The sequence below is a fragment of the Methylobacterium sp. Leaf465 genome (genome assembly GCF_001424705.1).
GTDB lineage: Bacteria > Pseudomonadota > Alphaproteobacteria > Rhizobiales > Beijerinckiaceae > Methylobacterium.
Genome location: NZ_LMRA01000013.1, coordinates 28,451 through 53,904 on the forward strand (window position 1 = coordinate 28,451; position 25,454 = coordinate 53,904).

Annotated in this window: 17 protein-coding genes and 4 pseudogenes; 10 read left to right on the forward strand and 11 right to left on the reverse strand. The window is 63.9% G+C overall.

Features of this window, described 5'->3' with window-relative positions; translation table 11 throughout:
• Positions 1-97: 97 nt before the first annotated feature.
• Positions 98-562 (reverse strand): Lrp/AsnC family transcriptional regulator, encoded by a 465-nt coding sequence (locus tag ASG51_RS11325; RefSeq protein WP_055953482.1) that lies wholly within the window; start codon positions 560-562, stop codon positions 98-100.
• A gap of 154 nt (positions 563-716) precedes the next feature.
• On the opposite strand from ASG51_RS11325, the gene ASG51_RS11330 reads away from it, so the two are divergent.
• Entirely contained in the window at positions 717-1,727 is a 1,011-nt protein-coding gene (locus ASG51_RS11330; protein WP_056380905.1) for a 1-aminocyclopropane-1-carboxylate deaminase, read from the forward strand.
• A 134-nt stretch (positions 1,728-1,861) separates the two neighbouring features.
• Positions 1,862-3,286 carry an FAD-binding oxidoreductase gene (locus tag ASG51_RS11335; protein WP_056380907.1) on the forward strand — a complete coding sequence of 475 codons (1,425 nt, stop codon included), beginning with the start codon at positions 1,862-1,864 and terminating at the stop codon, positions 3,284-3,286.
• Between the two features lie 7 nt (positions 3,287-3,293).
• Here the strand turns inward: ASG51_RS11335 and ASG51_RS11340 are convergent, their stop codons facing one another.
• The 3 genes from ASG51_RS11340 to ASG51_RS11350 are packed head-to-tail and all read right to left on the reverse strand — an operon-like array spanning position 3,294 to position 6,863.
• Positions 3,294-4,343 (reverse strand): response regulator, encoded by a 1,050-nt coding sequence (locus ASG51_RS11340; protein ID WP_056380909.1) that lies wholly within the window; start codon positions 4,341-4,343, stop codon positions 3,294-3,296.
• A gap of 13 nt (positions 4,344-4,356) precedes the next feature.
• Positions 4,357-4,770: a response regulator gene (locus ASG51_RS11345; RefSeq protein WP_056212883.1), complete on the reverse strand. Its 414-nt coding sequence runs from the start codon at positions 4,768-4,770 to the stop codon at positions 4,357-4,359.
• Positions 4,771-4,805: 35 nt separating this feature from the next.
• Positions 4,806-6,863, reverse strand: coding sequence for an MHYT domain-containing protein (locus ASG51_RS11350; protein WP_347379736.1), 2,058 nt, complete (start codon positions 6,861-6,863; stop codon positions 4,806-4,808).
• Between the two features lie 3 nt (positions 6,864-6,866).
• Between ASG51_RS11350 and ASG51_RS11355 the strand changes: the two genes are divergently transcribed.
• Together ASG51_RS11355 and ASG51_RS11360 are read left to right on the forward strand one after the other, a co-directional pair.
• Positions 6,867-8,489 (forward strand): ABC-F family ATP-binding cassette domain-containing protein, encoded by a 1,623-nt coding sequence (locus tag ASG51_RS11355; RefSeq protein WP_056380913.1) that lies wholly within the window; start codon positions 6,867-6,869, stop codon positions 8,487-8,489.
• Positions 8,490-8,864: 375 nt separating this feature from the next.
• Positions 8,865-9,098: a hypothetical protein gene (locus ASG51_RS11360; RefSeq protein ID WP_244480127.1), complete on the forward strand. Its 234-nt coding sequence runs from the start codon at positions 8,865-8,867 to the stop codon at positions 9,096-9,098.
• Between the two features lie 250 nt (positions 9,099-9,348).
• Here the strand turns inward: ASG51_RS11360 and ASG51_RS11365 are convergent, their stop codons facing one another.
• Positions 9,349-12,525: a CusA/CzcA family heavy metal efflux RND transporter gene (locus ASG51_RS11365; protein WP_056380916.1), complete on the reverse strand. Its 3,177-nt coding sequence runs from the start codon at positions 12,523-12,525 to the stop codon at positions 9,349-9,351.
• A 32-nt stretch (positions 12,526-12,557) separates the two neighbouring features.
• Positions 12,558-13,895: an efflux RND transporter periplasmic adaptor subunit gene (locus ASG51_RS11370; RefSeq protein ID WP_244480128.1), complete on the reverse strand. Its 1,338-nt coding sequence runs from the start codon at positions 13,893-13,895 to the stop codon at positions 12,558-12,560.
• A gap of 771 nt (positions 13,896-14,666) precedes the next feature.
• Here ASG51_RS11370 and ASG51_RS11375 point away from each other — a divergent pair.
• The 6 genes and pseudogenes from ASG51_RS11375 to ASG51_RS11400 all read left to right on the forward strand — a co-directional run bounded on the left by ASG51_RS11375 (position 14,667) and on the right by ASG51_RS11400 (position 19,287).
• Entirely contained in the window at positions 14,667-15,260 is a 594-nt protein-coding gene (locus ASG51_RS11375) for a DUF6088 family protein (RefSeq protein ID WP_056380919.1), read from the forward strand.
• A complete protein-coding gene (locus ASG51_RS11380) occupies positions 15,253-16,074 on the forward strand; it encodes a nucleotidyl transferase AbiEii/AbiGii toxin family protein (protein ID WP_244480129.1) in 822 nt (273 codons plus the stop codon). The genes ASG51_RS11375 and ASG51_RS11380 overlap by 8 nt, the downstream gene beginning before the upstream one ends.
• Before the next feature lie 136 nt (positions 16,075-16,210).
• Positions 16,211-17,097 (forward strand): annotated as a pseudogene (locus tag ASG51_RS23365) (IS630 family transposase); the annotation flags it as partial.
• Between the two features lie 221 nt (positions 17,098-17,318).
• On the forward strand, positions 17,319-18,515 hold the full coding sequence (locus ASG51_RS24095) for a hypothetical protein (protein ID WP_156389675.1): 1,197 nt from the start codon (positions 17,319-17,321) through the stop codon (positions 18,513-18,515).
• Between the two features lie 63 nt (positions 18,516-18,578).
• Positions 18,579-18,890, forward strand: coding sequence for a hypothetical protein (locus tag ASG51_RS11395; RefSeq protein WP_056380925.1), 312 nt, complete (start codon positions 18,579-18,581; stop codon positions 18,888-18,890).
• Between the two features lie 154 nt (positions 18,891-19,044).
• Positions 19,045-19,287 (forward strand): glycoside hydrolase family protein, encoded by a 243-nt coding sequence (locus ASG51_RS11400; RefSeq protein ID WP_056380927.1) that lies wholly within the window; start codon positions 19,045-19,047, stop codon positions 19,285-19,287.
• Between the two features lie 35 nt (positions 19,288-19,322).
• Here the strand turns inward: ASG51_RS11400 and ASG51_RS11405 are convergent.
• The 5 genes and pseudogenes from ASG51_RS11405 to ASG51_RS25035 all read right to left on the reverse strand — a co-directional run.
• A pseudogene (locus ASG51_RS11405) lies at positions 19,323-20,464 on the reverse strand (IS3 family transposase).
• A 66-nt stretch (positions 20,465-20,530) separates the two neighbouring features.
• Positions 20,531-20,611: pseudogene (locus ASG51_RS24100) on the reverse strand (IS5/IS1182 family transposase); the annotation flags it as partial.
• 121 nt (positions 20,612-20,732) lie between these two features.
• The gene (locus ASG51_RS11415) at positions 20,733-21,185 is read right to left on the reverse strand and encodes a hypothetical protein (RefSeq protein WP_244480130.1); all 453 of its coding nucleotides are present in this window, start codon (positions 21,183-21,185) and stop codon (positions 20,733-20,735) included.
• Between the two features lie 1,263 nt (positions 21,186-22,448).
• A complete protein-coding gene (locus ASG51_RS25025; protein WP_244480131.1) occupies positions 22,449-22,982 on the reverse strand; it encodes a hypothetical protein in 534 nt (177 codons plus the stop codon).
• A 1,950-nt stretch (positions 22,983-24,932) separates the two neighbouring features.
• Positions 24,933-25,411 (reverse strand): annotated as a pseudogene (locus ASG51_RS25035) (IS481 family transposase); the annotation flags it as partial.
• Between the last annotated feature and the right edge of the window lie 43 nt (positions 25,412-25,454).

A 25,454-nucleotide genomic window follows, 5' to 3' on the forward strand; every position in this document is an offset into this window, starting at 1 on the left:
CCGCAAGGGGGAGGGTAACCCGTCGGGGTTCTGACAGGACCGCTCTGTTGGAGCGGCAGCCTTCCCGACAAGCCGCACCACCCCGTCGCCACGCGTCTCAGATGTCCAGCGGCGCATTGTCGACCACCTCCTTCATGACGAAGAAGGTCCGGGTCTGGCGGACTCCCGGCAGGGCGATCAGGGTCGCGCTGTGGAGGCGGTTGAAATCCGCCATGTCGGAGACGCGGATCTTCAGGAAGTAGTCGAAATCGCCGGCCACGAGGTGGCAGTCGAGCACCATCGGCATGGCCCGGGCCGCGGCCTCGAAGGCGGCGAAGCTCTCCGGTGTCGAGCGGTCCAGCACCACGCCCACCATCACCAGGGAGCCGCGCCCGACCTTCTCCGGCGCGATCTGCGCCCGCACGCCCCGGACGTAGCCCTCGTCGAACAGGCGCTGGATGCGCCGGTGGCAGGTGGCCGCGCTGGTGTTCACCCGCTTGGCGATCTCGGCATTGCCCATGCGCCCGTCGGCCTGGAGCAGGCGCAGGATCTTCAGGTCCATGCGGTCCAGCCCTGCGTCCATGAAAGATCCTTTCGCCAGGGGCACTATCGACGAAAGCGATGCCCGTCGCGAGGGGCTGCAAGCCGAACATTGCAAAATCCAAACCCCGATTTCGAGAGCACCTTTCGCGGCCTCTTTGCTAGCGTTTCCGGGCTGACCACGAAGGACCCCGCCCATGCTGTCGAAATTCGAGCGCTATCCCCTCACCTTCGGCCCGACCCCGATCGAGCACTTGCCCCGCCTGACCGCCCATCTCGGCGGCGACGTGCTGATCTACGCCAAGCGCGAGGACTGCAATTCCGGTTTGGCCTTTGGCGGCAACAAGCTGCGCAAGCTCGAATACATCGTGCCCGACGCCATCGCGAGCGGGGCCGACACCCTGGTGACCATCGGCGGCGTCCAGTCCAACCACACCCGCATGGTGGCGGCGGTGGCGGCCAAGATCGGCATGAAGTGCCGGCTGATCCAGGAGGCCTGGGTGCCGCACGAGGACGCCGTCTACGACCGGGTGGGCAACATCATGCTGTCGCGCATCATGGGCGCCGAGACCCAGCTCGTGGAGGACAGCTTCGACATCGGCATCCGCGACAGCTGGACGAAGGCCATCGAAGACGTGAAGGCGAAGGGCGGCAAGCCCTACGCGATCCCGGCCGGCGCCTCGGTGCACAAGTTCGGCGGCCTCGGCTTCGTCGGCTTCGCCGAGGAGGTCCGGGCCCAGGAGGCCGCGATGGGTCTCCGCTTCGACTACGTCGTGGTCTGCACCGTCACCGGCTCAACCCATGCCGGCATGGTGGTGGGCTTCGCCGCCGACGGGCGCGCCCGCAACGTCATCGGAATCGACGCCTCCTGCACCCCGGCCCAGACCAAGGCGCAGGTGCTGGAGATCGCCCGCAACACCGCCGAACTCATCGGCGCCCCGGCGATCACGGCCGACGACATCGTGCTCAACGCGGACTACGCCTATCCGGTCTACGGCGTGCCCTCGAAGGAGACGGTCGCGGCCATCCGCCTCTCGGCGCGCCTGGAAGGCATGATCACCGACCCCGTCTACGAGGGGAAGTCGATGCAGGGCATGATCGACCTCGTGCAGAAAGGCTTCTTCCCCAAGGGGTCGAAGGTGCTCTACGCCCATCTGGGCGGCGCCCCGGCGCTCAACGGCTACAGCTATACCTTCCGGAACGGCTGAGTTGCCCGGTTCGTCATGGGGCTGACACCTCCGCCCCCGTTGAAAGCCGGGTGCTTCCTTTCGGGGCGGCCGCGCGACATGGTCCGTCCCCGACGATCGAACCCGCGCGACCTCAGCCAGGAAAAGTCTCCCCCATGCCGGAATCCCTGCCGGACCGCGACGCCCTCGCCCCCTTCGAGGCCCTGCTGGGCTCCGGCGGGGTCCTCACCGACCCCGCCCTGACCGGGCGCTACACCCGCGACCAGCGCGACCTGATGCAGGGCGAGACCCCCGCCGTGCTGCGCCCGCGCAGCGTGGAGGAGGTCCAGGCGCTCGTCGGGCTCGCCCGGGCCCAGGGCTTCGGCCTCGTGCCCCAGGGCGGCAACACCGGCTATGTCGGCGGGGCGACGCCGGAGCCCGGCCGGCGCCAGCTCGTGGTCAGCCTGGAGCGGATGACCCGCATCCGCGCCGTCGATCCTCTGAACTTCACCCTTTCGTGCGACGCCGGCACCATCCTGGCGGACGCCCAGAAAGCCGCCGAGGCCGACGGGCTGTTCTTGCCGCTGAGCCTCGGCTCCGAAGGCAGCTGCCGCCTCGGCGGCAACCTCGGCACCAATGCGGGGGGTCTCCAGGTCCTGCGCTACGGCATGGCCCGCGACCTCGTCCTCGGCCTGGAAGTGGTGCTGCCGGACGGGACGCTGTTCTCCGACATGCGGACCCTGCGCAAGAACAACATCGGCTACGACCTGAAGCAGCTCTTCATCGGTGCCGAGGGGACGCTGGGCATCATCACCGGGGTCGTCCTCAAGCTCTGGCCGGCCCAGGGCCAGCGGGCGACCGCCTGGCTCGAACTCGCCGCGGGGGCGCCGATCCCCGAGATGGCCGCCCTGGTGCGCCGGGAAACCTCCGACCTCGCCTCGACCTTCGAGCTGATCTCCGCCTCCTCCCTCGGCCTCGTCACGGAGATGCGCGGCGCCGAGACCGGCCTGAAGGCCGGCCCCGGCGGGGCGGTGCTCCTCGAGCTCACCGCCTCCTCGGACCGCATCCCCCTCGACGACGTGCTGATGGGATGCCTGGAGGCCCTGATGGAACGGGGCTGGGTGGTCGACGCGGTGCTGGCCCAGTCCGAGACCCAGCGCCGGGCCTTCTGGGCGGTGCGCGAGACGATTCCCGAGGGGGAAAAGCATGCCGGCGGATCGGTCAAGCACGATATCGCCGTGCCGATCTCCCGCCTGACCGATTTTCTCGCCCGCGGTGCCGCCCTGCTCGCCGAGCGCCTGCCGGACGTCCGGCTCTCGGTCTACGGCCATGTCGGCGACGGCAACCTGCACTACAACCTCGTCGTGCCGGCGGGCCGCGACCGGGTCGCGTTCACGCGCGAGATCGAGGCGAGTTTTGCCCACGACCTCTACACGATCGCGCTGGAATACGGCGGCGGATACAGCGCGGAATATGGCATCGGTCGCTTCAAGCGCGACCTGCTGGAACGCTACTCGGATCCCGCCCGCCTGCGCCTGATCGCGGCGGTCAAGCACAGCCTCGACCCGGACGGGATCATGAACGCGGGCGCGCTGGTCTAGGGGCGCCTCAGTGCTGGAAGGAGAGCGTCGCCCGGGTGCCGATCGGACCGCCGCCATAGACCAGGGCCGAGCGCAGGTTCGTCGCCATCGCCCGGATGATCCGGGAGCCGAGGCCGGTGCCCCGCGGCTGGCCCTCGCCGGTCCAGCCGATGCCGTCATCCTCCACGGTCAGGGTCAGGCCATCGCTGCCCTGCCGAGCGATGGAGACCCGAATTTCCCCTGACGCCTCAGGGGGATAGGCGTATTTATAGGCGTTGGTCACGAGCTCGGTGACCACGACGCCGACCGAGACGGCCTTGTCGGTGGCGAGCCGCACCGGCGCCGCGTCGAGGCGGATGGCGTGGTCGCGCCCGGCCGCCTTCATGGCCGCCTGGAGCTCCTCCACGAGGCTCGCCAGGTAGGCGTCGAGGTCCACCGCCTCCACGTCGTCGGAGGTGTAGAGCCGGCGGTGGATGCCCGCGATCGCCGAGATCCGGGCCTGCATCTCCTGAAGCGCGGCCTTCGCCGCCGGGTCCGTCACCGCGTTGGTCTGCATGTGGGTCAGGGCCGCCACCAGCGCCAGCGAGTTGGCGACGCGGTGGTTCACCTCCCGCAGCATGATCTCGGCCCGGTCGCGCGCCTCCCGCACCGCCTGCTCGGCCCGCTCCTTGTCCCGCCGCAGAGCCTCCTGCCGCAGAGCGGTATCGATGGCCTCGCCGAGGAGCTCGCGGAACTGGCCCTGCAGGTCCTTCCAGACGTAGTCGACGGCCCCCGCCTTCAGGGCCGCCACCGCGACGCGGCTGTCCTCCGAGCCGGTGACGTAGACCACCGGCGGCGCCTCCGGCAGGGCGCGGATGGCCGGCAGGATGTCGAGGCCGGTCTGCCCAGGCATGTGATGATCGAGGGCGACGACGTCGATGTCGCCCTGCCCGAGACGCGCCAGTCCGGCATCGCCGTCGAGGGCAAGCTCCACGGCGTAGCCCCGCGCCGCGAGGGCGCGCTGCACGAGCCGCCCCAGGCCGGGGTCGTCGTCGATGTAGAGGACGCGACCGCGGCCTGGAGGCGCGGACTCGGTCATGTGCGGTCCGATGTCATGGGTTTTCCGGCACCTGCATCACGGAGAAGAACAGCCCGAGCTGCCGGATGGCGTTGGCGAAGCCCTCGTAGTTGACGGGCTTGGTGATGTAGACGTTCGCGCCGAGGTCGTAGCAGCGCTGGATCTCGCGCTGGTCGTCCGTCGTGGTGAGGACGACGACGGGCGAGCGCTTGGTGTGGGTGTTTGCCTTCACCTTCTCGAGGATGTCGATGCCGGTCATGTCCGGCAGGTTGAGGTCGAGAAGGATCAGCAGGTGGCGCTTGGCGCTCGCCTCGCCGGTGCCGTCGGCGCCGAGGAGATATTCGAGCGCCGACGTCCCGTCCCGGAAGGGCAGGATGGTGTTGTTCACACCGGCGCGGCGGATGTTGCGCTCGATCAGGCGCGCATGGCCCTCATCGTCCTCGATCATGACGATTTCGACGGCGTTCACGCTTCGCTCCGCACCTATTCGGCGGCGAGCCGCATGGGCGGCCCGTCCTGTCCCTGACCTGTAGCGGTCTCGCGCGGCAGCGTCACGCTGAAGGTTGTGCCCACCCCCAGTTCCGACGCGACCTCGATCCGGCCGCCGAGGGACCGGACCAACGCCTTGACGTGGGCGAGCCCGATGCCCTCCCCCGGCCGATCCTGCGCTCCGGAGCGTCGGAACAGTTCGAACACCCGTGCATGGTCCCGCTCGGCGATGCCCCGGCCATTGTCTGCGACGCTGTAGCGGACGCGGCCGCCCCCCAGCACTTGTGCCTTGATCTCGATCCGCCCCGGCCGTGCCGGGTCGAGATACTTGACCGCGTTGTCGATGAGATTGCCGAAGATCTGCTCGATCGCCAGCCGGTCGGCGACGAGACGCGGTAGGTCCGGCGCGATGACGACGCGGGCGCCCACCTGCTCGGTCTGGTGGTGCTGTGCGTCGGCGAGGCGGCGCAGCAGGCTCGTCATGTCGAGGCGTTCCGGCGTGAAGCTGCGCCGCCCTTCCCGCGACAGCTTCAGGATGGCGGCGATCAGGCGCTCCATGCGCGTCACCGCGGCCTTGATGAAGCCGAGCGCCTCGCCGAGATCCGCGTCGATCCGCTCTGCCTGCGGATGCCCCTGCAGGGCGGCGCGCACGTCCTCGCGGGTCGTTTCCAGCTCGCTCGTGAACCCCATGACATTCACGAGGGGTGCTCGCAGGTCGTGGCTCACGATGTAGGCGTAGCGCTGGATCTCCTCGTTGGACTCGAGCAGTTCGGCTTCGGCTTGGCGCTGCTCGGTGATGTCGGTGTGGACGCCCACCCATTCCCGGATCGACCCGTCATCGTGAAAGACCGGCACGGCGCGGATGGCGTAGTGGCGCCAGGCGCCATCGGCGGAGCGCACCCGGTGCTCGTGAACGAAGGTCCGCCGCGCCCGCACGGTCTCGTTCCACGCTTCGATGCTGGTCTGCTGATCGTCGGGGTGGACGGCCTTGGCCCAGCCGTAGCCTTCGTACTCGGCCCGGCTCTGCCCCGTGATGGCGCTCCAGCCCGGCTGCTCGCCGAGCATCCGGCCCTCTGCATCGTTGGTCCAGAGCACGCCACGCACGGCCTGTACGGCGGCGCGGAAGCGCCCCTCGCTGGCCTGGAGGTCGCTCTGGACCCGCTGCTGGTCGAAGGAGGAGGCGAGCATCGCCAGGAATAGGATCAGGAAGGTCGCACCGGCCACCGCCAGCGCCAGGTTCTGCTGTACGGCGCCGAGACCGGTCGGATGCGCACCGGCGCCTTCGGGCGAGAAGGTCGCCGCGGCCATGCCGGTGTAGTGCATGCCCGCCACCGCGAGGCCCATCACGGTGGAGGCGATAAGCGTCTGCCACACGCTGTTCCGGCGCAGGGTGAGCCAGAGAGCCGCCGTCGCTGCCGTGACCGCGATGACGACCGACAGCGCCACCAGCGGCCAGGCATAGGTGAGATGGCCCGGCATCTGCATCGCTGCCATGCCGGTGTAGTGCATCGCGGCCACCCCCAGGCCCATGACAGGGCCGGCGACGAACAGGTCGCGTCGCGTCGCGCCCGGCCGGCTGATCCACGCGAAGGCAGCACCGGTGCAGGCGATGGCCAGCGCGAGGGACAGGGCCGTGGTGCCGAGGTCGTAGGCGACCGGCATTCCCATCTCGAAGGCCAGCATGCCGACGAAGTGCATCGACCAGATCCCGCCGCCCATCGCACAGGCGGCAGCAGCGATCCAGGCCCAGCGGCGCCTGCCCGCCGAGCCCCGGCCGCGGCCACCGAGATCCAGCGCGGTGTAGGAGGCGAAGATCGCGATCGTGACGGACAGGGCGACGAGCGCCGGATTGTAGCCGGTGTGGACCATCGGGGGCGCGGAAAGACCGTTCTGACCGTGAAAGCGCCAGCCTAGCGGGTCTTCGCCTCGAGGACCATCGGCGCCGAACGCGGAGGACGCGCCGGCCCGGTGCCGGGCTGCACTACCCCTCGGGGCACACATGCCGTAAGGCCGCAGCACCCGCCCGAACCCCCGTGAGCCCGTGATCCGCATCCCATGATCCGCCTCGAAAAAATCGGCAAGCAGAACGGCCGCCAGATCGTCTTCATCGAGGCCTCCGCCGCCCTCCAGCGGGGCGAGAAGGTCGGTCTGGTCGGCCCCAACGGTGCCGGCAAGACCACTCTGTTCCGGATGATTACCGGCGAGGAGCAGCCCGACGAGGGCCAGGTCGCCGCGGATCGCGGCATCACCATCGGGTATTTCAGCCAGGACGTCGGCGAGATGTCCGGCCGTACCGTCGTCTCCGAGGTGATGAACGGCGCCGGCCCTGTCAGCGAGATCGGCGCCGAGCTGAAGGAGGTCGAGCAGTCCCTGGCCGACCCCGACCGGGCCGACGAGATGGAGGCGCTGATCGAGCGCTACGGCGAGGTCCAGGCCCGCTTCGAGGAACTCGACGGCTATGCCCTGGAGGGGCGTGCCTACGAGGTGCTGGCGGGCTTGAGCTTCTCCCAGGAGATGATGGACGCCGACGTCGGCAAGCTCTCGGGCGGCTGGAAGATGCGCGTGGCGCTCGCCCGCATCCTCCTGATGAACCCCGACGTCATGCTCCTCGACGAGCCGAGCAACCATCTCGACCTGGAGAGCCTGATCTGGCTCGAAGCCTTTCTCAAGGGCTATGAGGGCGCCCTGTTGATGACTTCGCACGACCGCGAGTTCATGAATCGCATCGTCACGAAGATCGTCGAGATCGACGGCGGACAGCTCACCACCTACTCGGGCGACTACGCCTTCTACGAGCAGCAGCGGACGCTCAACGAGACGCAGCAACAGGCCCAATTCGAGCGCCAGCAGGCGATGCTCGCCAAGGAGATCAAGTTCATCGAGCGTTTCAAGGCGCGGGCCTCCCACGCTGCCCAGGTGCAGAGCCGGGTGAAGAAGCTCGACAAGATCGAGCGGGTGGAGCCGCCCAAGCGCCGCCAGAGCGTCGCCTTCGAATTTCTGCCCGCCCCCCGCTCCGGCGACGACGTCGTGATGCTCAAGAACGTGCACAAGCGCTACGGCAGCCGCACCATCTACGAGGGCCTCGACTTCTCGATCCGGCGGCGCGAGCGCTGGTGCGTGATGGGCATCAACGGGGCCGGCAAGTCGACGCTCCTCAAGCTCGTGACCGGAACCGCCAAGCCCGACGAGGGCAACGTCGCGGTTGGTGGCAGCGTCAAGCTCGGCTACTTCGCGCAACACGCCATGGACGTGCTGGACGGCGACCGCACGGTGTTCGGGTTCCTGGAGGATTCCTTCCCGCAAGCGGGCCAGGGCTCTCTCCGGGCGCTGGCCGGCTGCTTCGGCTTCTCGGGAGACGACGTGGAGAAGCGCTGCCGCGTGCTCTCAGGTGGCGAGAAGGCCCGCCTCGTGATGGCGCGAATGCTCTACGACCCGCCGAACTTCCTCGTCCTCGACGAGCCTACCAACCACCTCGACATGGGCACCAAGGAGATGCTGATTGCCGCCCTGGCGAACTACGAGGGGACGATGCTGTTCGTGAGCCACGACCGCCACTTCCTCGCCGCCCTGTCGAACCGCGTCCTCGAACTCACGCCGGACGGAATCCATCAGTATGGCGGCGGCTACACCGAGTACGTCGCACGCACGGGTCAGGAGGCGCCGGGACTGCGGAGCTGATGGTCGACGCGATGGGGCGGCCGGCATTCTGGCTGATCCGATGCTGGCTCGCAGCGGACAGGTCGACCGCGGCTCGCATCACGAGCCTGCAGGCAGTTCGTGGAGGAGGAACTGTCGTACGGACAGCCCCTTGAGGCTGCCATCGGACACGGGACGACCGTTGGAAGAGAGGCGCTCTCCATCCCTGAACTTGAAATGAACAAAAAGTCAGATTAACTGAATATGAACGAACAGCCTTCCACACTCGGCTGCCACTCACCAACCAGGAGTACGGATATGTCCTGCGGACTGTTCCAGAACCTGCCGGGCGCTCATGAAATGGGAGGGCTTCAGGCCCTTCCGAGTGAGCCGTGGCTTCTCCCGATCTCGGACCGATTGGACGCCGCGACGACGGATGCCGATCGACTGGAAGCGACTGTGCGGCTGTCCGTTCGTCCCTTCCAGCGGGCTGCGAACGCCCTGATGGCGGTGCTTCTGCTTCTCCTGTCGGTGCAGATCGGTGCGGACTGGATGAACGCTCGAACCCCGCATCCGCCCACAAACCAGATCGCGGACGCGACGCCGCCGGACATGCCGGTGACGAAGGCCACGCTGACCATCAACAACTGAGCGCTTTTCGTGCCAGTCGCATGACCGACCCGCTCCCGAGTGGGTCGTGAGGCCGCCCGCTTATTCGTCGCGGCGGCGGGATCGACCCCTCCTTCGGAACGACCTCAACATCGTGAGATCGTTGTTCGCCGGCCGCGTCATCCCTTGATGTGCGAGACGATCGGCACCTTTCAACTGCCCCCCTCTAAGGTTCCCTGATCGCGTTCTGAGCCCAGTCAACGGCTGGGTGTCGACGCGCGGTTAGGCCGGGTCAAGCGGTGACCGAAGCCGACTGCAAAGCCGCGGTCGATCGCGGGTCACCATCCTCCTCCTCGGCCAGTCCGGGCTTTCGCCGCGAAAGCGTGAGGATGAGCACCGGCAGGATCAGCAGGATGAGGAGCGGCGCCAGGCTCATGCCGCCGACGACGACCAGCGCCAGGGGCTTCTGAACCTGCGATCCGACACCATTCGAGAAGGCGGCCGGCAGGAGGCCGACGCCGGCGACCACGCAGGTCATCACCACCGGCCGGAGCTGCGTGTGACAGGTCCGCAGCATCGCCCGCACCCGCTCCTCTCCCTCGATGATCAGACCGTTGAAGTGCGACAGCACGATGATGCCGTCCATCACGGCGATGCCGAGAAGCGCGATGAATCCGATCGCGGCCGAGACGCTGAACGGTGTGTCGGTGATCACCAGGGCGAGCACGCCGCCGGCCGCTGCCATCGGGATGACGCTGAGCGCCAGCAGCATGTCGATCGCGGAGCCGAAGTTCATGAACAGCAGGATCGCGATGAGGCCGATGGCGATCGGGACGGTCACCGACAGGCGCGCCAGGGCACCCTGCATGTTGTTGAATTCGCCCACGAGTTCGAGGCGGTAGCCCCGCGGCAGGGCCACCTCGGCGTTCACGCGCTCACGTGCCTCCAGGATCGCGCTGCCGAGGTCGCGGTCACGGACGCTGAACTTCACCGGAAGGTAGCGCTCCTGGCCCTCCCGGTAGATGTAGGCCGGCCCTGAGACGAGGGCGACCTGGGCGACCTCGCTCAGGGGCACCTGCATCAGCGTGCCGTTCGGCCCCTGCCCGGAGATGCGCAGGTTGCGGATGGAGGCCACGCTCTGGCGGAACTGCTCGGCGAGGCGGATGACGATCGGATAGTGACGATCCGAGCCGCTGTCGTAGAGGTCGCCGGCGCTGTCGCCGCCGATGGCGGTGCGGACCGTGGCATTGATGTCGCCGGGGGTGAGGCCGTAGCGTGCGGCACGGACCCGGTCGACGTCGATCTGCACCGTGGGCTGACCGAGCGACGTGAACACGCCGAGATCGGTTACGCCGGGCACCTTGCGGAGCACGGCCTCGACGCGGTTGGCAACCGCCGTCAAGGTTTCAAGGTCGGATCCGAACACCTTGAACGAGTTCTCGCCCTTGATGCCGGAAACCGCCTCGGCGACGTTGTCCTGCAGGTACTGCGAGACGTTGAACTCCACGCCGGGGAAATCGGTGCGCAGCCGGTCGAGGAGATCGCCGACCATCCGGTCCTTGGTCATGCTCGGCCGCCACTTCTCGGCCGGCTTGAGCGGCGCGAAGAACTCGCCGTTGAAGAAGCCGGCGGCATCGGTGCCGTCATCCGGGCGGCCGTGCTGCGAGACGACGCTCTCGACCTCCGGCACCGCTGCGATGATGCGGCGGATCCGGTTGACGTAGAGGTTTCCCTCCTCCAGCGAGATCGTCGCCGGCATGGTGGCACGCAGCCAGAGATTGCCCTCCTCGAGCTTGGGCAGGAATTCCAGGCCGAGCTGGCGCCCCGCCACGCCGACTCCGGCGGTGAGTAGCAGCGCGAGGCCGAGGGTTAGGATGCGATTGCCCAGGGCGGCGCGGATGGCGGGCCGGTAGAGCCGGTCCAGGGTCCGCACGAGGATCGTCTCGACCTCTTCGACATGGGCTGGAAGGAGGTAGGCGGAGAGGACGGGCGTCACCGTGAAGGTGGCGATGAGCCCGCCGAGCAGCGCGTAGGCGTAGGTCTGCGCCATCGGCCCGAAGATGTGGCCTTCCACCCCCGTCAGGGTGAAGAGCGGCAGGAAGCCCGTGACGATGATGATCGCCGCGAAGACGATCGAGCGACTGACGTCCCCGGAGGCTTGGCGGATCCGCAGGAGCTTGCCTGCGAGGCCCGGCCGGACCACCTCCCCTGTCGGTGTCCCGTGACCGGAGAGCCGCCGGAAGATCGCCTCCACCATGATCACCGTTCCATCGACGATCAGTCCGAAATCCAGGGCGCCGACGGAGAGCAGGTTCGCCGACTCGCCGCGCACCACCAGAATGATGACGGCGAAGAACAGCGCGAAGGGGATGGTCGCCACCACGATGAGGGCGCTGCGCAGATTGCCGAGAAAGAGCCACTGCACGATGAGGATCAGCACGATGCCGACCAGCATGTTGTGCAGCACGGTGTGCGTGGTGACCGCGATGAGGTCGGCCCGGTCGTAGATCCGCTCGATCCGGACGCCCGGCGGCAGAAGGCCCATGGCCTCGATGCGCCCCACCTCCGCCTGTACGGCAGCGATGGTCGGCGTGCTCTCCTCGCCCCGCCGCATCAGCACGATGCCCTGGACGATGTCATCGTCGTCGTTCATGCCGGCGATGCCGAGGCGTGGCTGGTGCCCGATCGTGACGGTGGCGACGTCCTTGACCAGCACCGGTGCGCCGCCCGACTGCGTCAGCACTGTCTCGCCGATGTCGTCGGTGGAGCGAATCAAGCCGACACCGCGCACCACAGCCGACTGGGTGCCGAGATTGATCCGGTTGCCGCCGACGTTCAGGTTGCTGTCGTTCAGGGTCTTCACGACGCCCGACAGGGTCAACCCGTAGGCGGTGAGCCGGTCCAGGTCGACGGCGATGTCGAAGGTCTTGGTCTTGCCGCCCCAGCCGATCACGTCGATGACGCCCGGCACGGCGCGGAAGCGCCGACGCAGCACCCAGTCCTGCAGGGATTTCAGGTCGAGGACGCTGTAGCCCGCCGGCGCCGTCAGTTTGTAGCGAAAGATCTCACCGATGGGGCTCACCGGCGAGATGGTCGGCTTGGCGCCGTTGGGAAGGGCGTCGAGCTGGGCCAGCCGGTTCAGCACCTGCTGCTCGGCCTCGCGGTAGCTGAACTCGAAGCCGAACTGCAGCTTCACATCCGACAGCCCGTAGAGGGAGACCGAGCGGACCTGCTTCAGGTTCGGCAAGCCGGAGGTGATCACCTCGATCGGCACGGTGACGTAGCGCTCGATCTCCTCGCCCGACAGACCATTCGCTTGCGTGATCACGTCGATCATCGGCGGGGTCGGGTCCGGATAGGCCTCGATGTTCAGGGTTCGGAAGGCGACCAGCCCGCAGGCCAGCAGCAGAACGAACGCGAGAACCACCAGGGCACGCTGGCGCAGCGCGAGATGGACGAGGCCGGTCATGCGTTGGGTTCCTGCTGACGGGAGCCGACGGATCAGCCCCGGGTCACCATCCGGTCGATGAATAGGGAGCCGCGCGAGATCACACGCTCGCCGGTCGCCAGACCTTCGAGGATCTCGATCTTGCTTCCGTCGATGATGCCGGGTTTGACCCGGCGGCTCTCGACCGTGTTGTCGGTCTTCAACACCCAGACGCTCGCCTTGCTGCCCTCCAGCACGACCGCTGCACGGGGGACCGATTGCGACAGGGTTTCGCGCTCGTTGATGATGCGCACGGTGGCGTACATCTCGGGTTTCAGCAGATTCTGTGTGTTGTCGATATCGGCCCGAACCGTGATGCGACGGGTCGTCGGGTCGACGGACGATCCGATGAAGTTGATCCGCCCCTCGAAGACCTTGTCGGGATAGGCGAGTACGCGGAACTTGAGCCGATCGCCGAGATCGACCTTCGCCGCGTCCGGCTCACGCAGCTGCGCGATGAGCCAGACCTTGGATAGGTCGCCGATGATGTACGAGGGGTCGCTGCCCCCGGTGCCGACATACTGACCCGGTCCGATCTTGCGCTGGATGATCGTTCCCTTGAGGGGCGCGTTGATCGCCGTTTCGGGGTTGATCGAGCCCTTCTGTAGATTGGCGACCTCGTCGTCGCGCAGGCCCAGGATGCGCAGCCGGTTGCGCACGGCCTCCAGACCGACCTCGGCCGTCCGGGCATCGTTGGTGGCCGTGTTCAGATCGTTCTGCGCGGATTGGAGCTCGCGCAGCGTGGTGACCCGCGAATCATAGAGATCGTGCAGGCGCTTCTCGGCGGCCTGGGCGTAGCCGAGCTGCGACCGTGCCTTGGCCAGGACGTTCAAGGCCGCAAGATAGTCGTTCTGGGCCTGGACCATCTCGTTGGCCTGGATCGAGAAGAGGCGCTCACCCTTCTGCACCTGCTCGCCGGTGCGCGCGAAGATGGCGATGACCCGACCCGGATAGGGGGAGAACACCGGGGTGGCCTGATACTCGTCGACGCCGATCTTACCCTCGGTGGTGATCTCCTCGTAGAAGAGGCGCTGCTCCACCGTCTCAGTGTCGATGGCGGCCAGCTGGTCCGGGCTGAGGACGAAATCGCCGTTGCTCGGTGGTGTGACCGTGACGGCTGCCGGCGTTGGTGTCGTTGCAGCACCCGCGAGCGTACTGGGCAGCCACAAGAAGCCAGCAACGCAAAGACTTGAGGCGACTAAGAGAATGGAAACCTGAGTGCGATGCTTCAACCCGACGAGTGGAGCGAACGAACCCTGAGGCTCAATCATCGAATCAATCTCGCGTGTCTTCGCATTTGTGCACTCATCCGGTCCAGCCGGATGGTGCGTCGGTCTGTAGAAGGCCGTCACCTGAGATACAAGCGTGGCCAGTTCACGATTTGGTCGCGTCGTCCATCGCGTGATCGGTGTGGCTTCCCGGCCCCGAGAAACGGGTCGCTCCGACAGATCGCGCGGCTTCCCAATATTGGGCTGCCGCCCGTCGTTCGGATCGTGTAGGAGCTCAAAGTTCGGACGAGAAAACCCCGCGGACCCTAAGGCCTGCGGGGTTAAAGTTGCGTCACATGAATCCCTGGGAGGGACCCCTGGTATACTACATGCCAATTCAAACGCAGCAAGAGGTATTGTTCCCCGTGGCGATTTATTCTGCCAGCGGCGCTGCGGGGCGCAGAGAAATTTTTCTCATCGGTCCTCGCCGGCCCTCTCATTCCCACTCGATTGTTCAGCATGGCCATAAGTAGTTGATTATCGCGAAATTCTTCTGTTTGGATGGCGATATGCCGACACGGGGACCGTCAAAAACCTACGCTGTTGATTTTAAACAGCTTTTTCTACGAAAATTTTCTTGCATGGTTTCGGTATTTATCGAGGTCGATTACCTCTGATAACCGATTTTCCAGCGGCTGGAAGCAGCTCGGCAGCTAGCGGAAAAGTACCGTCACTCGTCTTATAGCAAGGTTTCGTTCGGTGAGCGAGGTCCGCCAACCACGCCCCAGAGTAAGCCTGCACGAGGGCCTGACGGACCGTTATCACCTCCCTATTAGGCGCCCCTTGAATGTCAGAAAAAGATGTACTATTTTCTGACGCATGAAAGCCACTGTCACATCAGTTCCGGATCGGATCATGCGACGCGCCCGCGCTGGCGGGCGTGGCGGCGTCTTCACGCCTCGTGACTTCCTGGACGTGGCGGCGCGCGCAGCGGTAGACCAAGCCCTCTCCCGCTTGGCGAAAACCGGAAAGCTCCGCCGCCTGGCGCGTGGCTTATATGATTTCCCCAAGGTCCATCCCAAGCTCGGCCCGCTTTCTCCAACTCCCGACGACGTTGCGCAGGCGCTTGCACGCGAGACCGACTCGCAGGTGCAGATCGCTGGCGCGCGCGCGGCCAACGCGCTCGGCCTCTCGACCCAGGTTCCGGCGAAGAGCACCTATCTGACCGATGGCCCCTCCCGCCGCGTCGTGCTGGGCAAGCGCGTGGTCGATCTGCGTCACGCCTCGCCCAAGCATCTGATTGCTCCGGGAAGCCCGGCCGGCACCGTCGTCCAGGCTCTTCGTCATGTGGGGCAGGTGCGCGCCGCCGACGTCGCACAAGTCGCAGCGCGTCGCCTGTCGGCCAGCGACAAGAAGACGCTTGCCTCCACCGCGGTCCAAGCGCCCGCCTGGATGAGGCCGACGCTCGTCTTGATCGCCAACGCAGCGTCGGGCGATCTGGATGGATAAAGTCGCTCTTCTTCCGGCTACCGATCGGGCGGCTCTTTTTGGCGAGACCGGCGCAGGCCGAGGTATCGCCGACGCGATCATCGAAAAGGACTTCTGGGTCTGCTGGACCTTGAAGCGGCTTTTCTGCCTGCAAGGAAAGGACGCTGCCACCTTGGTCTTCAAGGGCGGTACGTCCCTTTCCAAGGCGTTCGGCGCGATCCGCCGCTTCTCCGAAGATATCGATCTATCCTTCGACCGCGCCGACCTCGGCTACGTTGGCGACCGTGATCCCGAGAAGGACGGAATCAGCCGGAAGAAGGCGGCCCAACTCATCCAAGATCTGGTGGCCGACGTCGAGGAGCATATCGCCGAGAAGTTGCTTCCGGCGCTTCGCGACGCCATCATCGAGCAACTCGGCGAACCGACCGATGGCGCCTGGTCGCTGGAGATCGATGCCAGCGACGCGCAGACCGTGAATTTCCACTATCCGACCGCGCTGCCCGTCGCCGAATATGAGGGCATGGCCTACATCACGCCACGGGTGAAGCTCGAACTCGGCGCGCGCGGCGATCCCTGGCCGACCGAGGAGAAGGTCATCCGCTGCTATGCGGCGGAGGACTATCCCGACTTCTTCGAAGATCCCGACGCCGCCGTCACCGTGCTCGCTGCACAGCGGACCTTTTGGGAAAAAGCCACCGCCTTGCATGCGGAAGCCCATCGCCCTGCTGAATCCGCAACGCCACAATATTTCTCACGACACTATTACGACCTTGCCATGCTTCTAGAGCGGTCACCGATCGACATGAATCGTCTAGGGTTTCGGCCGCGGCGGTGATGTGATTCGATGGACAGCTTTCCGAGGAGGAGAGCCGATGGCTTTCTAGAGCGGTCACCGATCGACATGAATCGTCTAGGGTTTCGGCCGCGGCGGTGATGTGATTCGATGGACAGCTTTCCGAGGAGGAGAGCCGATGGCGTCTGCCTTGTCCGTTGATCTGCGTGAGCGTGTCGTGGCCGCGATTGAGGCGGGGGCTTCGCGCCGGGAGGCGGCGCGGCGCTTCGAGGTCAGCCCGGCCAGCGCCGTGCGCTGGCACGGGACCTTCGTGCAGGAGGGTCGGACACACGCCAAGCCGATGGGCGGCGATCAACGCTCGCACACCATCGAGGCGCAGGCCGACCTGATCCGGCAGACCTACCAAGCTCAGCCCGAGCTGTTCTTGCACGAGTTGCGCGACCGTCTGGCCGAACAGGGTCTGCGGGTCGGGGTCAGCAGCCTGTCCCGCTTCTTCAAGCGTCACGGCATCACGCGCAAAAAAACACTGGCCACGCCGCCGAGCAGGAGCGCGAGGACGTAAAGGCCGCGCGCCTGTCCTGGTTCGAGCGCCAGCTCGATCTCGACCCGGACAAGCTCGTGTTCCTCGACGAGACCGCCACCAACACGAAGATGGTCCGCCGCTATGGGCGAGCCCCGCGCGGCGAACGTTGCCGGGTCGCGGTGCCGTTCGGCCACTGGAAAACCATCACGGTCACCGCCGGTCTGCGCACCAGCGGCCTGACAGCCACCGCCCTCTTCGATGGACCGATGACGGGCGCGCGCTTCCGCGACTATGTCGAAGAAACCCTCGTCCCAGCCCTCAGGCCCGGCGACACGGTCGTGCTCGACAATCTGCCCGCCCACAAGGTCAGCGGCATCCGCGAACGCATCGAGGCGGCCGGGGCGAGGCTACTCTACCTGCCGCCCTATTCCCCCGACTTCAACCCGATCGAACTCGCCTTCGCCAAGCTCAAGGCCATTCTTCGAGCCGAGGCCGCTCGAACGATCAGCGACCTCTGGGACACAATCCGACAAGCCTTCAGACGCGCAGGCTACGACGCATATGATCCAACATGATCGGATGCTGCTCTAGATCGAGATCGACAATCAAGAGGCCGTGCTTGCGGGCACTCAATTTCGAATGCGCTTTCTCTGAGGGTGTACGAGGGCCTGTGCTCTTTGCAGCATTTTGGCGATTGGCATGACTGGCGTGCTTAGACGTCATCACTGACCCGACGTTCGAAGTAAAAGGTGTGGACTGTCTGATGCGCAATCTTCTCACCTCAATCACCCTCCTCGCCGCGGCGCTCGCACTCAGCACCCTGGCACACGCAGATCAGATCCTCGGTCCTGGCCGAATCGACACGTCAAACCGAGTCGTCCTCCCGGGCGGGCCGACGCTCGGCACTTGGCGGTCCGGCAAGTTCACCGCAGCGCCAGACGCTCTGCAGATCAAAGGCTCGGGCTCGACGGGCGATCTGTCCGCTATGTCGGTAACGCCTGTAGGAGCTTCGGCTCCAACCACGCTTGGCACTTTCACGGCCGGCGCCGCGATGCGGAATTACAAGTTCACGGGCGACTTCCCTCTCGACAGCCGTGCCTTTGTGGATGCGGCTCAGACAAGCGGCGGCCCCTACGCGAACTACAACACTGGAGCGGCCAACGCCGAGTTCCTGGACCTCACCGGCACCATCCCGACGAGCAACCCGGGCGCGATCCGGGACGGTCGCTTCATCATGGTGCGTGATCGGGATACGACACCTTACGAGTCGAGCGGCTATCGAGCGATCACGAACGGCCTTCGTGTGATCGTGACGGGCAAGGCAGACAACTTCGCCTACTCGACCCAGTCGAAAGACTTCCACGCCGGTTGGTTTACGAGCACGGGCCGCACCAGCGGTACGGGACGGGGCTTCTCGGGCATTCTCGCGGAGGCTTCGCAGATTGGGACCGGCGCCGCCACCAACGAGCTTGCGGCATCCAACCCTGATTACAGCAACGAGCATGCTGCCTACCTCGTCGCCGCAGTTGGTCACGTCCACAACAACAAGGCGGCCGCCGACGACACTCACCTCTCTATCGGCATCCAATCCAGCACCTACGGCTATTTGAGCACCGCAGCATTCCGTGCTGCCTCAGTAGGCGGAGAAGCTGGGCAGCCCGGGGCTTCGATGTACGGACTGATGATGGAGGAGCAAATAGCCTCAAAAGCCGGCATCACAATGCCGCAAAGTCTGGCGGGCTCCGGAAACGCTGGAACAAATATCAAGTATGGCGCAGGTCAGTATTCAAATTATAATCGAACCGACAAAGTCTTTGGATGGCTCGTTGATGAAGCGGCGGTTCTTTCCGCAGGGAAGAACGCATTCTATGTGAATATCGACCGATCTCTAAAGCAGGTAACTGTCGGCGCAGCAAATAGCTGCGGGACGGGATTTAAGTGCTTACGGATACCAAACTGATACGCCGCACGCTTCGCCTTTCGGCCTGAGCCTGACACGAACCTAACAATCTGGAGACCACCCATGGCTCGCGCCCTGCTCGCCGTCGCGCTCCTCTGCGCGCTGGTCTCTCCAGCTGTGGCCGCCCGGCATCGCACGGTCTGCGTGGCCGTGACGATTGAGCTGATCCCGTCCCTCGTCCGCGTGGCCGACCCGGCTCCGCTGACCTCAGCCTTCCACGGCTATGCGCTCCAGCTTGGGGAAATACGGATTGAATACGAGGGACCGGCCTACTACCGGCCTGACATCCGGAACGGTGCCGTCGTCTGCGGGCAACGGCGGAAAATAAGGGTCGTAGGCCACGACAGTTGGTCGCTCTCGCGGGGTCGTGCCTAGACGCTCTGCCCGCACCTGCTTCGTTCGAGCGCTCTGCATCGTATCGGCCCCTGAAGAGAGTCGCCTCCTACCGTGGCGACAGCGAGTTACCTGTGCCCCGCCCGGCACACCTTGCCCGACAATCCTTCACGCCTCGACAATCTGGAGACCACCTGTGGACCTCTCGCCCATCGGCGAAGCCGTGCTGATCGCTCGCGAGGGGCGGCGGCTGAAGGCCTACAAGGACTCGGTGGGCGTATGGACCATCGGCATCGGCCACACTTCGGCGGCGGGCGCGCCGCTGGTCACCGCCGGGCTGACGATCACCTCGGGGCAGTGCGACGCGATCTTCGAGCGCGATGTGCAGAAGTACGTGGCAGCAGTGCGTCAGGGCCTGAAAGTGGCGGTCAGCCAGTGACCTGACCGGTATTTTGGACCGAGCCGAGTGAGAGGCTACTGCATGGTAGCGGCCATGGGTAGCCGGAAGGCCAGATCCGGGAAGGTGACAGGCGCGGGCGGCCGGTAGCCCAAGGACGAATGCGGCCGAACGCGGTTGTAGGTATTCTGCCAGATCCCAATCACGGTCTGTGCCTCCTTCAGCGAGTAGAAGATTTCTTGGCGTAGGCACTCGTCCTTCAGCTTGCCATTGAAGCTCTCACAGTAGCCATTCTCCCACGGCGATCCTGGTGCAATGTACTGGATCTGCGGGCCGGTTTTGGCGACCCACTTCCGCAAAGCCTTCGAGATCATCTCTGGGCCGTTGTCGCAGCGGATGTTCTCCGGGATGCCATGCAGGCACATCGCATCGGCCAGCGCCTCGATCACGCCCAGGCTGTTGATGCGCCTCGCGACCTTGAGCGCTAGGCAGGCGCGACTGTGCTCGTCGATCAGCGTCAGGATGCGCAGGCTTCGCCCATCATGGGTCTGACCCTGCACGAAGTCGAAGCTCCAGACGTGATTGCGATGGAGAGGCCGCAGCCGCACGCAGGAGCCATCGTTCATCCACAGTCGGCTTCGCGGCCGATGCTTTTGCGGAACCTTGAGCCCCTCACGACGCCAGATCCGCTGAACCCGGTCCTTGCCCACCTGCCACCCCGCAGCCTGCAGCAGCGCGGTGACGCGGCGGTAGCCATAGCGTCCGTATTCAGACGCCAAGACGATGATGGCGCGGGTCAGCGCATCCTCGTCTGCCGGCACGGTCGGTATGTAGCGTTGCGTGCCCCGGTGCTGGCCAACGATCCGGCAGGCATGGCGTTCTGAGAGACCATACTTCTCACGAATGCCGTCGACGGCCTGCCGGCGTCGCTCCGGGGCTACAAGTTTCCCGAGGCGACGTCCGCCAGAACCTGCTTCTCCAAGGACAAGTCAGCCACGAGCCGGCGCAATCGCGCGTTCTCGCGTTCCAGATCCTTCATTCGACGTGCCTGGTCGATCTGCAGCCCCCCGTATTCCTTACGCTAGCGATAGTAGCTTTGCTCGGAGATCTCTGCCTCCTTGCACGCCAGAGCCAAGCTCTTGCCCTGTGCCGTCTGCACCTCGATCTGGCGCAGCTTCAGAACCACCTGCTCCGCACCCGTCTTCTGACCTCGCTTCATGTCCAGCTCCTTCGGTCCCGGCTGATCCTCTCAATCAGCCCGGTCCAAAGCCAGCCGGTCAGGTCACGCCCATTCCGTATTCGTCAGGTCGGTTTCGTAGCACAGGCGCGCACGGCTATGCTGCCGGCGAGTGATCGAGGTCCACATGGCACGTCCAAATGCGGCTTCAGCACCCTTCTCGAATCCCCGCCACCTAACCCCGGCCGGACATTATCGGACGGGCTCTGAGCCCCAGGCGCCGTTGAGGTCGGGGCAGATGGTCTCGACCTTAGATGAACGTGCGGTAGTGTGCATCTGCGCGCACCAAGTAAGACTCTCCAGCCAGTCCAAAAAGCCGGAGCAATTCAGCGATCGTTTCTAACTGCTGCAGGTTTTGGTCCGCGTAGATAGTGAATGACCGAAGGTCGCACATATAGACCACCCGCCCTCTCGGGAACGCTTCATATTCATGATCTGCAATGGTCGGCGGCAGACCTTGGCGGCCTAGAACTGTGGCGCCGAGTCGACGCCATGCTTCCCAGACCTCATAGTGTCCGCGCGAGTGGGTAAGGCAATCACCGTAGGCTTCTGCTTCCCCGAGAGACGAGCGGTCGGTAACGAGCACCGTACGTCCCTTCTCAAGCACGCCCCAAAAAATACCGACGCTCGGTGGCAGCGTCTTGCTGGGAACGATGCTGGCCTTTGGATGGGTGGTAAGCGTGCTGGAGATGCTTGCTTTCATGGCGCAGGCTCCTGTTTTTTAACTCGGCTGTAGTTTCATCTTTCGAATAATAATTAGGTCCTCGTAGGCTTTTTAGATAACGTAAACGATCGCAGTAGGCCGATGCGCGCAACTATCGTAATAGGATCTTCCTGCCGCCAAAGGTACACCGCAGAAATGACCGTCGCGGGTGGCCGACGGACTGAACATGACGAAACGTTCCGAAAACACCTGAGGAGATGCGTCGTAGTGTTCCCGTTGATGCCCGATACTTATACATTATAGGCCAAATTTCTACTGCGTCACACATCCACATACAAAAAATCCTGAGAATTGCGCCATCACTGAGGTCAAATAAACCAATGTATCGTCTGAGCGCCAGATAATTTTCCGTATGCTAAGCAGGCTGACCACCTATATCCGCAGTCGGTCCGGATGCTTAGCTTATCCATAATAATTCTAGGTACTGTATCGCGCTTAACAATATTAGGAATGCTATCCACAAGACACAACTTGAGGCCGACTCACAAAGTGCGTGTATCGGAGTTCGTCAGAGTTGTTAGCGCACTCTGGAGCGGCCCGGTGTCGAGCTAAAAGTCGCACCGAACCGCGTGTCGCAAGCCGTTAATGTGAGCGACGTTGCGGCAGAGAACAAGACAGTTCGCCTCCAGTCGCCCAATCGATTTGATGAAGGTCGAGCAGCCGCGTACGGTTTTCACGTCGATGGTTAGGCAAATTCGCGATTGCAGCCTTTGGTTTGCGGCAAGCTCGGCCCCTTAAAGGCGCTTCAAAATCCAATTCTATTGCTCTCGATTGACAAGTGCAAGGAACCGTCGGAAGGCAAACTTTCGGCGAGACAAGGCCCGAGCTTCATACCGGCTCAGTTTTTCAAGCTCAACAAAGGTCTTTGGCGAGGGCACATTCGATGAGCAGTGACCTCGTTCAGCTTCCGATGTCGCATCTGCGGTACCACTTCGCAGCATTGCGATCCCAAACGCCCGCACACGTTGTAGGTAAACCTGCGCCTCAGCAGCAGTCCGAGCTGCCGCCAAAATGACTGCATCAGCTTTGTAATCTCCCACTATTAGCACCGCAAGATATTCGATTTCCGCCTCCGCTTGTGAATTGGGTTCGACAACGGAGAGACCGTGCTGGAGGGCATTTTGTTTCGATCGAGCCTTACCTAAAGATGTGCGTGGGCCTGTGCTCTTTCTAGAATTGCAGCGATTGGCATGGCTTGCGCGTTCAGAGGTCATCGCTGCACTGAAGAACAACGATCAAAAATCACTGCTCGCTCGATCGTTCGATCTCGAGGACGTCCGCGGCAGCTTTCCGGGCACGCTGACCAAAGGCTGCTCGTGCACGCTCAATTTCGCGTAGGAGCGCATCTCGGCGTTGTTCAGCCAACGAAGCCATCCGGTCGAGGCGTTCGACGAATGATAAAGTCGACAAGAAGCCGTGCGCTGCTACGTCCTCAGCAGTAAGACCGCGCTTCCCGAGGATCTCATTGACCTGAGCCCGCTCCTCTTCGCGGCCTTCCATCCAGCCCACTGCGAGGGTTTCAGCAGATGACTCAGTGGGTTGACTTGAACCGGGAGGATGCGCGTCGGGGAGAGTAGGACGGATCAGGTTCTCTGCTGCTCTCACCTGAGCTCGAATAAGGGTCTGCATCCTCCAACGCCGGATCCGATTCGCTTCCCAAATCAGATCAGTGATGTCTTTGACCCAAATCGCCTCGATCACGTCCGCGGGACGTATCTGCTGGATGATGTTGCGTAAGAGGGTTTGGTACTGCTTTGGGTCTTCGCCTGGCATCAAGGGTCGATCGCGAAATAGGAAGTCGAGGTGAATTGGGATTGCCGGCAAGACGTCACCTGAGACCGAGTCGTCCCCCCCGGTATCATTGGCTGACTTTGCCTCCGCTGACGTTCGGTTCGCCATTTGATTCACCGCTGCTGACTCAACCTCCTTAGCCGAAAGCACTACCTTCGGCCAAAGGCGCTCAATCGAATTGGTCGCGGCATCCACCACGATCGGCGTTGAGCCGGATGCTTCAGCCTCACCGCTTTCGGGTTTAAGCCTGCCAGACCGGCGAGACCTTGGACGCTCCTCCCGGAGGACAACGGTTCCATCGACCTTACGCTTGAGTGCAGAAGCCCGTGACCCAGGCATCGGGCGCTTGATGACCCTCGCACCACGATGCCGGAGCTTTTGTCGTTTCGCGTCGGCAGCTCGAGCGTGATCACCGCGTGTCTTCTCACGCCCACATGCCTCATGCGCTGGCCCGAGATTGTGGATCTCATCCGGCCCACCGAGTTCGAGAGCGCGTATGTGCTCGACGATCCAGCGGTCCCGCACGCCGTCGATGCGACAATCGCAAAACACGCAGGTCCCGCCCGTCCGCTCCCAAGCCTGAAGCCGACGGCGATTCGATAAAGACCCACGTCTCGTTGTGCCAACGTCTTCAAGCGCGACGTACGGCATCGGCGCCCCCACTTGGGAGATTCGGACGGTCTGTAAGCGCCTTCAGAGCCCGATAGGAAAGCTGCTCCCAGTCGCTAAGAAGTTGCTCATATCGCTCGATCAACGCTCTGAGTTGCTCATCATCTTCACGGCTTACGAGTCTCACCTGCAGACCCAGGGAAGCCAATGTAGGACGTGCAGGATCAGTCGCGCGCTGGCGCGGGTTCCTGTGGGGCATAGTGAGCCTCCTGATTAGATTGGGTTGGTGAGAGGATCAGGCGGTCCCAACAGGTGGGCCGCAATAGAGCTTGAATTCAGTCGCTAATCACACTCATGCCGACGGCCAGGCTTCACACGAGGCGCCAGGGATCCGTTCTGGCGGAATGGGCTGCCGATAAAAATCTGTCGTTCGGCGTCACTCGCGGCAATCGCGTTGATGATGCATCCGCATCTTCAAAAGTTGCATTCGGGCGTACTGCGGGCAGCTTCGGCTCAGGTCCTGTGCGAGAAGAAGTCTCATTGATATTCACTACGGATCGGCTCGCATTCCACCCGGCCGTAAGACGAGCGGCCTTGGCGGCCCTCCATGTTCCTTCCAAAGCTGCGGACACACAGACCCGCCACCCTTCACCAGTCGCGGCTCGGCGAGCTTTCGCAGCAGCAACGGCTAAGCGCATGATAGCTCTGCGGTCGTAGGCTTCAGAATTAAGGAGAGGATCGATCCGCGCTGATGACTGTGCGCGACGAAAGGCGAGATCAGCGAACGCTCGTTGCCGCAACGCAGTTTGACGATCCCCAGGAGCAAAATGGATGCGATCCGCTCGGATATCGCGTATGGCGGCGGACCACGATAGTGCTCGGCGAAGGGCCATGATTTTGATCCACTTTCGATCTTGTGATCAAATTCATATCACATGAATGCTGGCAGATCAATATGCGTCGTAAGGATCAAGACGTGCTCACAGGTGCGCAGCTGCGTGCAGCTCGCGCACTCCTTCGTTGGAGCGCGGAGGAACTCGCAGAGAATTCCAAACTTGGCGTTGCTACTATTAGGCGAGCCGAACTAAAGGATGGACCGGTCACATCTACCGCCGCAAATGTAAGAGCGATCTTAAATACGCTCGAAAACGCTGGCCTTGAGCTCATTCCAGAAAACGGCGGAGGGGCCGGTGTTCGGTTCCGTCAGAGACGAGCTTTGTAATATTTGTCCTCTACTCCAAGCTTACGACATAAAAACGGACAAAGATAGAACTGTGCATTAGTGAATCTTTATTTATCTAAGTTAAGCTCTCTAGAAATTCATTCGGCGCGTTCGTGCAGTTGGGTTAAGGTGTATTTGGATGTCCTGTCGATGGCAACCAAAAGGTACAGCTTGCCTTCGCCGGTGCGCACTTCCGCGATGTCGATATGGAAGAAGCAGATCGGGTAGACATTGAACGCTTGCTTGCTGAGCTTGTCGCCGCCGACCTCGGGTAACCGGCTGATCCAAAGGCGCTGCAGACAGCGACGCAGCGATGATCGGGTCAGTTGCGGGATGGTGGCTTGAAGCGCGTAGAAACAATCGTCCAGCGGCAGCAGGGTGCACCGGCGGAGGCGACGATCACTGCCTCTTCATCGGTCGTGAGCACAGTCGAGCGCGGCGTCTTCGGTCCCTTCGCCGCGTCATGCACGAAGGCACGCTTGCACCACTTCGCGACCGTCTTGGGATTCAATCCATGCTGTGCGGTAATACCAATCCTCACTGATCAGAACGCATGGGCCCATCGGCGCAGTCCGATGGACATGAGGCGCCAGGGTTGGGCGATGATCTTGTTCCAGGCATCGCAG